The sequence below is a fragment of the Achromobacter maghribensis genome (genome assembly GCF_057334215.1).
Map to the genome: position 1 here is coordinate 221,015 of NZ_JBHFII010000061.1, position 12,372 is coordinate 233,386.

Annotated in this window: 7 protein-coding genes and 1 pseudogene; 3 read left to right on the forward strand and 5 right to left on the reverse strand. The window is 67.0% G+C overall.

Going from position 1 to position 12,372, the window contains the following annotated elements; genetic code table 11:
* The 5 genes and pseudogenes from ACE039_RS27085 to ACE039_RS27105 form a co-directional block, all read right to left on the reverse strand.
* Window positions 1-226, reverse strand: a pseudogene (locus ACE039_RS27085) (OmpA family protein); the annotation flags it as partial.
* 2 nt (window positions 227-228) lie between these two features.
* On the reverse strand, window positions 229-1,212 hold the full coding sequence (gene tagF / locus ACE039_RS27090) for a type VI secretion system-associated protein TagF (protein WP_105557031.1): 984 nt from the start codon (window positions 1,210-1,212) through the stop codon (window positions 229-231).
* Window positions 1,209-4,910: a type VI secretion system membrane subunit TssM gene (gene tssM / locus ACE039_RS27095; protein WP_485824086.1), complete on the reverse strand. Its 3,702-nt coding sequence runs from the start codon at window positions 4,908-4,910 to the stop codon at window positions 1,209-1,211. The genes tagF and tssM overlap by 4 nt, the downstream gene beginning before the upstream one ends.
* 120 nt (window positions 4,911-5,030) lie before the next feature.
* Window positions 5,031-6,425 (reverse strand): hypothetical protein, encoded by a 1,395-nt coding sequence (locus tag ACE039_RS27100; protein WP_485823850.1) that lies wholly within the window; start codon window positions 6,423-6,425, stop codon window positions 5,031-5,033.
* A gap of 78 nt (window positions 6,426-6,503) precedes the next feature.
* Window positions 6,504-7,355, reverse strand: a complete 852-nt coding sequence (locus tag ACE039_RS27105; protein WP_313463349.1) for a M15 family metallopeptidase — start codon at window positions 7,353-7,355, stop codon at window positions 6,504-6,506.
* A 311-nt stretch (window positions 7,356-7,666) separates the two neighbouring features.
* On the opposite strand from ACE039_RS27105, the gene ACE039_RS27110 reads away from it, so the two are divergent.
* Genes ACE039_RS27110 through ACE039_RS27120 form a run of 3 tightly spaced genes read left to right on the forward strand, consistent with a single transcriptional unit; the run spans window position 7,667 to window position 12,320 of the window.
* Entirely contained in the window at window positions 7,667-8,428 is a 762-nt protein-coding gene (locus ACE039_RS27110) for a hypothetical protein (protein ID WP_485823851.1), read from the forward strand.
* Between the two features lie 27 nt (window positions 8,429-8,455).
* The gene (locus tag ACE039_RS27115; protein WP_485824087.1) at window positions 8,456-11,329 is read left to right on the forward strand and encodes a type VI secretion system Vgr family protein; all 2,874 of its coding nucleotides are present in this window, start codon (window positions 8,456-8,458) and stop codon (window positions 11,327-11,329) included.
* Window positions 11,330-11,342: 13 nt separating this feature from the next.
* On the forward strand, window positions 11,343-12,320 hold the full coding sequence (locus ACE039_RS27120) for a DUF4123 domain-containing protein (protein ID WP_485823852.1): 978 nt from the start codon (window positions 11,343-11,345) through the stop codon (window positions 12,318-12,320).
* Window positions 12,321-12,372: the final 52 nt, after the last annotated feature.

A 12,372-nucleotide genomic window follows, 5' to 3' on the forward strand; every position in this document is an offset into this window, starting at 1 on the left:
CCCCCCCCCCCCCCCCCACGTCGATCTGGTCGATGACATTGCCCACGCCGTAGACCTGCTGCAGCCGCGCCAGCACGTCGGCCTTGGTGGCCTCGTCGGGCACTGAACCGCTGGCGACCACCTGGCCGGGCTGCGGCACGACGTTGGCGGGAACGACCGTTGCGCCGTCCTGCGCCGCCGCGGCGCATGAAAACAGCGCCGCCATGATCAGGAGAGAGACACGCATGGTCAGGCTCCGGTGAAGACTTCGCGGAAAGTGTCCAGCGCCATGCGCAAGGACAGCCGCGGTTGATCCAGATAGCTGGAAAGCTTGGCCAAGCCGTGGCTGGCCGAAACGTGGTTGCGCACCCAGGGCGCGTCTTCCAGCACGATGTGCTGTTCGGCAAACGCCTGCGGGGTGGACAGCAGGCTGGCCAGCGTCTGCGGCGACGCGCCACGGAACCCGGTCACCAGCCGGTGCTTGCCGGCGATGCGGCCGATAAAGAGGGTGATCTCGAAATCCGCGCGCGACAGGAACGGTGCGATCAGCGTCATCCAGTACGCCGCCACCAGGTTCATGTAGAGCGGGTCGTCCGGCAGGGGCAGGGCCAGCCCCTTGTCCAGTTGCGACGAGCCGCTGGACATCACGGGTTCCAGCAAGATGCCCAGCGCCAGGATGATGTCGTGCAGGCTGGCGGCGTGGCCGTTTCCGCGAAGCATGGCCTCCAGCCGCTCAATCGTCTGCAAGTCCACGAAGGCGTCAAAGCCGTCGTCGGCGGCCGTGCGGATTTCGCCTTCCAGTTCGTTCAACTGCTGCAGGGCCGCGCTGGGATCGGCATCGGTCATCAGCATGCCGGCCGCGCCGCTCATGCGGTTCCACATCCTGCTGAACGCGATGGGGCTGCGCGCGATGAACTCCAGCGGCCGCTGCACTTCAACCGAGGTTGCCGACAGAAACGGAAACCGCCGTCCCGACTGGTCCCGGCTGGGTTGCAGATGGCCGGCGATGGCCAGTTTCCCGCGCGATCCCAGGATGGCGAAGGGGGTGGGCTCGGTGTCGTCGTATAGCGCCTTCCAATGCGGCTCTTGCGCCAGGATCTCCATGGTGTTGGCGACCCACGCATCCAGCGTGGCCATCAACTGCGGGTGCGACGTGTTCTTCACGAAATCGCCGCGCGTGGGGATCTTGCCGAAGTAGGCCGTTCGGAACAGGGGGGACTGCACGTTGCTCATTGCGGCGCTCCGGGTCGCGGCTGGGCGGAGGGTTCGGGGGACGTGCCCACCACGGAGGAGGGCAGTCGCAGGTTGCGCAAGCCCTGGCTGCCGGGCTCGCTGCCGCCGGCGCCGGGCGCCTGGGCGTTGCTGATGATGCGCAGCTTGACGGGTACGGTCACATTGGACTTGCCCCAGCTCATGTTGAAGCTGCCATCGGGGTTGGACGTGCGCTGGGCGGTAGAGATCAGGCGTTCCAGGCCGAACCGGCCCGGCTCGTTGACGATCTCGACGACGCTGCCGTCGAACGTTGTGGCGGTGATGCGGGCGCCGGGCGCGCCTTGCGCGTTGGGCCAGACGAAGTTCACCCACTGCGGCGGCGTGTTGCGGTAGCGCAGTTGCTGGCCGTCGATCTCGATGGTGTATTCCGTGACGCCGCCCGCCGGCTTGGGCTGGATCTGGAATAGCGTCTGCGGCTGGCTGGCCGCGCCGGCGCCCGCCGCGCCACCCGACAGGGGCGCGACCCATTGCGCGAAATTGGCCGTGAAGGTCGGCTGCAGGCTGACGCCCATGTCGCCCCAGGTGCGTGCGGTCAGGATGTCGCCGCGACGCACGGTCAGCGGCCCCAGCGTGTCGTTGACGTATTTCGCGATGCTGCCTTGGGGGCCAAAGACCTGGCCGATCTCGTCGCTGCTGGCTTCGACGCTGGCGCGGCCGGCGAAGGGGTATTTTTCCGCCAGCGTCTGGTTGAAGGGTTGATAGACCTGCGCGTTCCAGACCTTGTTCAGTTCGGATTCGGCGGGTTGCATGGTGACCGAATAGGCCTGGATCAGCGGGCGCACCAAAAGCGGGCGCAACGTTTCGCGCTGCGTGGGGCTCATGCCGGCCAGCATCTGCTCATCCACCAGCTTCAGGGCATCCGCCAGTTCCGAGTCCTTGCCTTCCAGCGTCTGGCGCATCAGTGTCAGCGCGCCGGGGCCGGGGTCGCCCTGGTTGTTCAGCAGGTTGAAGCGCGTGCGGATTTTCGACAACGCGCCCATGTAGTTGCCCAGCAGCGACTGGTTTTCACGCGTGACCACCAGGCGCGCCACGTCCGAAAACTCGCGGCCGACCGGGCCCATGGGCATCGCCTCGCCGTTGGCGGCGGCCGCTGCCGGCGCGGGGGGCGTCTGGCGCAGGATCACGCGCTTGAACCAGCCCACCACGCCACTTTGCGCCTGTTGCAGCCCGGCGTTGATCAGCGAGGGGTTGTCCCAGGACGTCTGCTCGTAGGTCGTGTTGATGAGCTTGGCGATGGGGGACGTCTGCGGGTCGCCCAGGCGGTTCATCGCCGCGACCGATTGGTCGAAACTGGTGAACGGCTTGATCGTCACGCCGCGCAGGAACTTCTGCCATTCCTCCGCGTACTCCGTCTTGTACATCGTCGCCAGGCTCTTCTGGATCTGTTCGGGGCTGCCTTCCAGGGTCAGATCGTCGCGGGCGTTCACACCCAGTACCCAGTCGCTGGTCTGCACCTCCTTCTTGGCCGCTTCGCCGATGGCGGGCTGGATGTATTGCTCCCAGGCTTCGCGGGTGAACGTGCCCGGAATGGCGTAGCTGCCCGCCACCACGCCGGCATCGTTTTCGCCGACGATGCGCGCCACGGTCATGGTCTGGAAACGCGTTGCGGCGCGCGCTTTCAATGTGGCGTAGGCGCGTTCGCGGGCCGGCATGCCCTGCATGACCGAGCGCAGGCTGCCGCGCGTCTTCTCGACCAAGGCCAGATTGGTGTCGATCTGCGGCCAGCCGGCGTCCGGCGCGCGGCTGACGTAGAACGAGATCAGGCGTTCGGCGCTGCGGATCAACTGGTCGCGCGGCATCGCGCCGCGGTTGGTCTCCAGCCAGCCGCGCCAGAAGCGCGTGATCTGATCCGACAGGTGCGTGGGATCCACGTGCTGATGGTTGGCCATCATCAGGTACGTCTTCAGCGCGTTGTAGGCGTCATCCGCGTTGGTGGGCGAGGCATCCTGGAACAGGGTGTCGCCACCCGCGTTGTGCGACGCACGGGCTGCCTGCGGCGCGGGCTGCGGCGTGCCGCCGGTGGCGGCCGCGGCGGCCGAGATGTCCACCTTGGCCAGGAAGTCCTCCAGGCTGGCCTTCACGGGCGTCAGCATGAATTGGCGAGCGCCGTTGTAGTACTCGGCCAGCAGGCGTTCCTTCAGCACGTCGCCCTGGTACAGGCCCAGCCCCAGCGACCACGGCCGGCTGGACGAATAGCGGTCCAGCTGTTCGATGCGGTCCTGCAGGATCTCCATGGCTTCCAGCCGGCTTTGCAGGTCGGTGCGTTCGCTTTGCAGGCGCACCACCTTGTCCATGTCGGCCTGCACGTTCTGCGCCAGTTGCCGGTTGCCCAGGTACGACCAGCTCCAACCGCCCAACACCAGGCCTAGCGCCAACACCAGACCAAAAAAGGTCAGGTAGCGCATGCGGGTCTTGGCCGGGCTGGCGTGCTGGCGCACGAGTTTCTTGTCGGCGAAGATGACACTGGAAAACAGGTCGCGCAGGAAGAATCCATTGTGCGACGACACGTTGCGCGCTTGCGCCCGCTGGGCGGGGTGCAGGTCGAAACGTTCGGCCAGCCGCTCGGTGGAAGTGCTTTGCGATACGCCTTCCTGCAAGGCGCTGGTGAAGTAGAAGCCGCGGAACACGGGCTTGTACTGGAACGGATTGGTTTCGAATAGGGTGGACAGGAAGGTCCGCAACGCGGGCTTGATGCCGGCGAATTCCAGCGGGAAGGTCAACAGGCCGGGGGGCAGCTCGCGGTTGCTGCGCAACGAGATCTGGGCGGTACCCATTTCCTTCAAGCCTTCGTACAACTCGTCGAAGCGCTCGTCGAACAGCGCCAGTACGTCGCGGTTCTCTTCCGCGCCGTAGGGCAGGGTGGCGCCCCAGACGCGGTCGCGTTCGTGCTGGTCGTAGTCCGAGAAGAACTCGCTGAAGCCGGAGATCAGGTCGGCCTTGGTGAAGATGATGTAGACCGGCGCGAACACCTCAAGCCGGTCCGTCAGCTCCTGCACGCGCTGGCGCAGGTTCTTGGCCAGGTTGATCGCGAATTCGGGACCCGAGCCCGTCAGTTCTTCGATGCTGGCGGCGACGATGATGCCGTTGATGGGCGCCTTGGGACGATGGCGCTTAAGCAGGTCCAGGAACCCCATCCACTCGTTGCGGTCTTCTTCGTGCACCGAGTAGCGGCCGGCCGTGTCCAGCAAGATACCTTCGGTGGTGAAAAACCAGTCGCAGTTGCGTGTGCCGCCCACGCCGCGCACGGCCGCGCCGTTCTTGTCGGCGAACGGGAATTGCAGGCCCGAATTGATCACCGCGCTGCTTTTTCCGGCGGCCGGGTTGCCGATCACGATGTACCAGGGCAGTTCATACAGGGCTTCATTGCCCGACACCTGGCCGATCTTCGACGTCTTGATGGTGCGCACGGCCTGCGTCAGCCGGGCGCGCAGCGCATCCACCTCGCCACGGTTGGCGGCGGCGCCGGTCTGCGCCTGCTGCTCCAGCATGTCGCCCAGTTTCTTGTTGGCATGGCGCGTGCGCCGGCGGCGCCACACGAACACGCACAGCCACAGGAACAGGAAAATGCCCAGGGCGATGGCGGCCCAGGTCAGGCCGATCTCGACGGTGTCGGCAAACAGGAACAGGAACACCACCAAGGCCAGCAGGCCGATCGCCATGAAGGTGCGCGGATTGGCCAGAAGGCGCGACGACCAATGCCGGCCTTCGCTGAGCGCGCTGGATATTCCGGAAAAGAAACCTGAGGGGCTACGCATGATTTTTGACTGTTTTTTTGTGGGTCAGGCGGAGGGGGAAAGCGCGGGAGCAACAAGCGCGCATGCGCGTAGCGCGGGGTCCTGGGTCAACACGACAAGCACGGGGCCTTCCATTTGGGCGCAGGCCTCGTTGGCCACGACAAGGGTCAACAGGTGTGAGGCCGCGCCGGTGTAGCCGCACGCGGCGCCGACGGCCAGGCAGTCCTGGTTCGGGTCCAGCTTGGGAAACAGCGTACTGGCCAATCCGGCCGCTTCCAGCGGGCGGCTGCCGCGATGATCGGCGTCGCTGACCATCGCGGCGATCGCGTCTGCGGGTTGCGCGTGCCGTTCCAGAAACTGCGTCGCCAACGCCGCCAGCATGGGTTCGTTGATGGCGCCCCGCGCATCGGCCGCGGTGGCGCGTTGCGCCGTGGGTGACAACGTCAATGTCATTGCGCCGTCTGGCGGCGCAACCGGCGTGCCGGCGTCCTGCCTGCCCAAGGCCAGGTCCACGAGCAGTCCGGCCGCGGCTTCGCCGGGGATGCGGCCCTGCGGCGTGGCGTTGCCGGCCAGCGCGCCTTGTTGCTCCCAGTCCTGCACGCGATTCGCGTCGATGTAGGAATCGGCCGCGGCCACAATGCGCAGCGTGGCGATGGCGGGCGTCAACGGTTCCTGGGCCAGCTGGCGCAGCAGGCTATCGCTGTCCAGCGCATTTTTCGCGGCGTGGGGGCGCATGCCAAGACGGGATTCTGGCCAGACGGCCGCCGCGCGCGCCAGCTTGCAGGCATGGTCGCGTGCCGCTTCAGGCCATTGCACGGGCAGCGCCAATTCCAATTGCAGCAGCGGCCACGCGTCGTCGCGTTCCGGCGTGCCGCTGTCCAGCACCCGTGCGCGGGCTTCTTGCGACAGGGTCTGGACGACATCGCCCAGCAACGCGGTGGCCCGGACGATGTCCTCGGCCAGGGCCACTTTGGGAGCCTGCTGCCCCGCTGCCGCGTCGCGCAGTAACTCCGTGTCCAGATGTGCCGCGCGCGCGGCGAAGATGGGAAAGCCCTTGGCGTTTATCAAGGACGCATCCAGCGCAGGGCGCTGCTGTTCGGCCACCGCGGCATGGATGGACGCGGGGTCGTTGCCCAGCGCGGCGCGCGCGGTGCTGGCCAGCACGACCAGGCGAGCCGTCGCTGGCGTGGCGGGGGCGGTTTGCCCGTCGCCATCGGTGGCGGCCGGCGCCGGGTTGGCGCGGGCTTCGCGCCGCGCCCGCACGATGCGCTTGCCCGCCCATCCCGCCGCGATCAGCGCCAGCGGCAAGGCGAACAGGTACAAGCCGATATCCACGCCGGTGGGCAGCGTGTGCGACTCCTGCCACCAGATGATGACGGCCAGCCAGACGACGCCGAAGACCATGGCCAGCACGAGGCCGGTTTTAAGCACGCGGGTCATGAGGCTCCATGAAAATAGCGGTTGCGGGGCCGCGCGAAGGCGGCGTTCGTTGCATGCTGACGTGGCGGCATGACGGCATCATGGCGAGGCTCCGGCGCCGCGCCGCATGACGCCCGCGCGACGCAGTTCGGTGTGACCGAAGTCCATCAGCTTCCAGCGTCCGCCCCACGTCAATCCGACGCGTTCGGCGGTCTGGCCGAACAGTTCGTAGCCCCGCATGGCCCACGGGTCTTTCTCCGACACGACGACCTTGCCGTCGCGCAGGAATGCGCTGTCCGCGGCAAGGCCATATTGGTGATAGCTCTGGTAGGCGCCGGCATTGGTCACGTGCGACCCCTTAGCCGCCAGCTCGGTCTGCCGCTCCGGGCTCCGATAGCCTTCGATCAGCACCATTTCATAGCCGTGTTCTTCGCGCATCACCCGGTATGCGGCCAAGAGCCGTTGGCGGTAATCGGCATCAAGCAGGTTCCAGTCGCGGCTGGCGCCACCCAGGTTCGGGCGTACCAATTCGACTTCGCGCGTGGTGAATATTTCGGGGGGTAGCGGGGGCGGTGGAACCAGCCGTTCACCGGTCAATAACGCCTGGATTCTGGGGTCCGGACCTGCCGTTCGGTCCTCGTAAAAAAATGTGTGATTGTGTCGCATGACGAAAGCAAAAAGTGACGGAAGCAACACGACTGCCAGCCCCCCGGCGATCTGCCAGCGATAGGCCGAGAACGTGGTTCCCGCCTTTCCCAAACCCGTTCGCACGCCCTGCGCGGAGCCCCCCACGACACCCGCCGCCTCACCCGCGCGACGGGCCAGCGCCCGGCGTACGCCCAGCGCCAACGCGCGGACGCTTCGCGCCGTTCCCATGCGAAAAGACGGGAAGACGAGCAGCGCCGATACGCCTATCGCAAGCAGAAAATAAAGGGGCAGCAGGAGTAGCAACGGTATCCCTCAATCACGAAGGCGTAATCTTTTGTTCTATTTGGGATTGAGGCAAGCGCTTGGGCGTTGCAAACAGCGTCCGTGCCTTAGGAATCGTAACAAGAATCGATGATCAAAATGCGTGGCTCGGGTATTCTCGATCACCTTGGTTACGAGGGGTCCGTGGGCCCTTCGCCGACACGGGACCTTGCATGGCAGAAGACGAAAAAAGATCGCGCACACCGACCTCTATTCCAAGTTTGCTAGCCGGGCGCGCTTCTCCAGACGAGGCGCGCGAATCGTCGCGCATACTCGCCGCGCTGGAAGGGCGCGTGCCCGATGCCGAGGTCAAACACCTGGCGCCCAAACGTCGATCCAAGGGGCCGATGTGGGTGTTGCTGCTGCTGTTGCTCTGCGTCGTGGGCGCGGGAATGTGGGCGGTATTCGACACGCCGGCCTTGCCCGATGTGGTGGCCAGGGCAGACGCGCCGACCGGTGCGCCGGACGCTTCAGCGCGCGCTCAATCCGTATTGCCAACTGCCGCGATGGCGCCCGCGCCCAGCGTGCCCGAGCCACCGGCCTCCAACGCGGCCACGATCGTGGAAGACCATCCCTTGGCGCAGCTGACGCGGGACCGCGACCGCGATGCGGGCGAGCCCACCAATCCGCTGTCCGCGCTGGCTGTGACCGAGGCTGCGCCCAAGCCCGCCGCCGTATCCGCGGCGCCCCATTCCGCTAGCGCCAAGGCGCCGGGCCCCACGGTGCAGCGCGCCGAGCACGCACGTGATCCGGCGGCCACCGCCAAGGCTTCCGCCGCGCGTGGCAAGCCGGCTCCGCGCAGCGATAGCGATGCCGCGCTGCTGGCCACATTGATGTCTTACGGCTTGCCGCCGGCCTCGCCGCCAGGCACCAAGGTCTATAAGAGCGATGGCATTTTCATACGTGAATTGCCGGGCTCGCCGTTGTCGGCGCGGCTGGCGGAATGCCGCAAGCTGGGCTTCCTGGAAAGCGAGCAATGCCGCTTGCGCGTATGCGCGGGTCATTGGGGCACCGCTGCGGAATGCCCCAATGCCCAAGCTCACACCGAGCCCTGATGCGTCCTTGATGAAGGTTCTTCCGTGATGGATTCCACAGCGACGAACGGTCTGTTCAGTTCCGCCGCCCGCCTGTACCGCCTTGAGGGTGAAGGCGCGCTCGCCGCGTTGCAAGTGGAAGGCTGGGTGGCGCGTGAGGCCCTGTCCGGCGTGGCGCAACTGCGCATTGTGGCGCTGTCCGACAACGCCGGCCTGGCGCTTCACGACATGATTTCACGCCCGGTGACGTTGTGGACGACGCGCGCCGATGGCAGCGAGATCAGCCGCAGCGGCCTGATCCGCGAGGCCGAGCTGCTGTCCGGCGACGCGGGCCTGGCGCGCTATCGGCTGACGGTCGTGCCATGGTTGTGGCTGGCCACGCAGCAGCGCGCAAGCCGCCTGTTCGAAGACAAGCCGGTGCTGGACGTCGTGCGTCATGTGCTGGACGGCTACGAAGGTTACGTTACGCGTATTGCGCCCGGCGTGGACCAGGTGCTGGCCGATCTGGCGCCGCGTCCGTATGTGACGCAATACCGCGAGACCGACTATGAATTCATCAGCCGGCTGTTGGCTGAAGCCGGGCTGGGTTGGACGGTGGTCGAGGCCGCCGACGTGCCCGCGAAGCATGCCGTGCTGATCTTCGCGGATAGCCGAAACCTGGACGAGGACGCGGAATCGGCCAGCGGCGGCGTTCGTTTCCATCGGGCAGGCGCCACCGAAGCGCGCGACACGGTGCAGGCCATTGCGCGCCGCCGCCGTCGTATTCCGGACCGCATCACGGTGCTGGGCTGGCACCCCAGCAGCAAGCGCGCCATCGCGGCCGAGGCGCTGGTCAACCCGGCCAACGGCAACGACGATGCCGCTGGACTGGAATGGTACGAGCCGCTGGGCCACGGCGGCGTTGCCGACGAGGCCCAGGCCAAGCGCCAGGCGGCATTGGCCATGGAAGCGGTGCGCGCGCAGGCCGAGATCTTCGTCGGCCAGGGCGGCGTGCGCACCTTCCGTTCCGGCACGCGTTTCACGTTGCAAGCCATGTCGTCGCTAGGCCCCGTCAACGAAGCGGGCTTCGAGCCCGTCTTCGCGCTGGACCGTGTCGAGCACGTCGGCATCAATAACCTTCCACCCGAGACCCGCGCGTCGCTGGCGCAGCGGCTGGGCGGACTGGACGCGCATTTGATGCTGGACGACGATGCCATCGCGGCGCCGGGCGCGGAGCGGGACGACACCGTTGGGCCGGCCCCCGATGCGGCCGTGCTGGCCAAGGCGCACGAGGTCGGCTACGCGAACCGTTTCGACGCCGTGCGTTGCGATCGCCCGTGGCGGCCCCAGCTGCCGCAGACGCGCGGCGCTCGCCTGGCTGGCGCGCCGTCGGTTCACGGCGTGCACACGGCGATCGTGACGGATGCGGAAGGCGCCACGCAGGTCAAGGGACAGGACGAGATACTCAGGAACCACCGCGGTGACGTGCGTGTCCGTTTCCATTGGCAAGCCGAGGGCAAGGACGGAGAAGCCAAGAGCCGTTGGGTGCGCGTGGCGCAGCGTCAGTCAGGCGCTGGCATGGGCATGAGCTTCGTGCCGCGCATCGGTCAAGAAGTGCTGGTGCGCTTCCTGGACGACGATGTCGATCAGCCCGTGGTGATCGGCGCGCTATACAACGGGCGCGGCGAAGGCGGCACGCCGGCCACACCGGGCGGGCGTCCGGGCGGCCAGGCCGATACGCAGGTCTACGCCGCGGCGCGGGACGGCATGCCCAGCGCGCAGGCGAACCTGGCGGCGGGCAATGCGCCGGCCTGGCACGGCGCGGCCGGCGGCGACGAGAACCACCGCAATGCCGCCGCGCTGACCGGTTTCAAGAGCAAGGAGTTCGGCGGAGCGGGCTACAACCAGATCGTCTTCGACGATACCGACGACCAACTGCGCACGCAGATCAAGAGCACCCAGGGATCCAGCGAACTGAACCTGGGCCATCTGATCCATCAGGCAGGCAACTACCGCGGGGGGCTGCGTGGCCTGGGCGCGGAGTTGCGCACCGATGGCTACGGCGCCGTGCGCGGCGGGGCGGGCGTGCTGCTCAGCACCTACGCCACCGACGGCAACGCCAGCGCGGCAGGCGATGCGGCTGGCTTGCTGGCCCTGGCCAGCCAGACGGATCAGATGGCCCGATCGCTGGACTCGGTCGTGGGCGCTCATCAGGGCATGCGGCTGGCCACGGTGCTGGGCACCAAAGGGCCCGCCGCCAGCGTGCCGGACGCCGAGCGGGCGCCGCTGGCGGCGATGCACCGCATCACGTCCGGCACCGTCGCCGCGGACGGCCTGGCGCCGGCGCCGCCCGACGCCTCGGCCAAGCATACGCAGGCCGCCCAGGGCAAGGTCCCGCATTCCACCGACCCGGTGGTGCTGATGGCCGCCCGGGCGGGACTGGCGCAGATAGCGGGGCAGCACATGCAGTACGTGGCGGGCGACTCGGTGCATTGGTCATCGGGAAAAGACCAGAACCTGGCCGTGATGGGCGCATTACGCCTGCATACGGGGCAGGGCCTGGGGATCGTCGCGGGCTTGCAGCAAGGCGGCGCCGATTCGGGGCTGGACCTGATTTCGGCGACAGGCGACGTGGATGTGCAGGCGCAGCACGACATCCTGCGCGTCCAGGCGCAGAAAGACATCACGATTGGCAGCGCGCAGACGGCCGTCGACTATGCCGCGCCCAAACGCATCCGCATCGCGAACGCGGCGGGCGCCAGCATCGTGCTGGAGGGCGGCAACATCACCGTGACCGCGCCGGGCCGCATCGATGTGAAGACGGGCAACAAGCAGTTCGCGGGACCGGACCGCATGCCCTATGCGTTCCCGCAGTTCACCGTCTGCAAGCAGTGCGTGCTGGATGCCCATGATGGCGTGCAGTCCATCACCGACAAGGTCTAAGGTGGAGGCCGGCATGGGCGGTTGGGAAGAACGGCTGAATGACACGCTGGCGCAGGCGGAAACGCTGGCGTCCGCAACCGGCACGGCGCCGAATACGTATGTGCTGGTGGATTTTCGCGGCCGCACGGAGCTTGCCCGGCCGGTCAAGGCTTGCGCGGATCTTAGCTATGGTTCCGTCTGGGTGGGCACGGACCTGGCGGTGTACGACGAGATCGCGCCGTTGTTGATCCAGGTTGATGACCTGAGCCGTTTCGAGCTCGCGCGCGGCAAGCAGGCGCCCCGCACCTCGGAGCTGCTGCGCCTGCTTGGGAAGCTGCATGAGGCCGATGGCGGCGAGTTCGCGGTGACGCACATCGTATCCGCGTGGCCACTGGCCGATTTGATGGCCCACTACGCCTATTACGGCGAATACGGCCTGCCGGATGGGCGCGAGTACTACTTGCATTTCTATGACAGCCGCATTCTGGACAGGGCATTTCAGGTGTGGACGGATGAGGAGCGCGAGCATTTCCTGGGGCCCGTGCATCAGTTGCGCTACGTGCGGCGCAACGGTTCGGTCGCGCAATGGGCAGGGGCAGGCGGCGACATGCGGCAGAGCGCTCGAGACTCCCGCCAGCAGGCCTTTACGCTGGCACAACACCAGGCGCTGCTGGACATGGACTACCCGGACAAGTTGGCGGTACAGATCCGCCGGCTCTATTTGGGTGTTTTGGGGGGCGGCCTGCGCCAGGACGCGCTCTACACGCAGGTAGTGGCGCAGATGGAAAGGGCGCGATCCTACGGGATCGCCACCGAACGCGACATGCTGGACTACGTGGCGTGGGGCATTACCATTTCACCGCGTTTTGACGAGCACGAGGCCATCGCCCCGATGTTGCGGAGGTTCAAGGAAAGCGGACCGGGGCTGTCGCAGGCGCTGGCTGATGTGCCGGACGAGGTATGGGATGCGCTGCTGCGTGCCGAGCAGGCGCATGGCCGTGGCGCGGTATAGGCGCCGGCGCAACCTGGTGGCAAAGATCAATGCAGGTGCTTTAGGGGGTTGG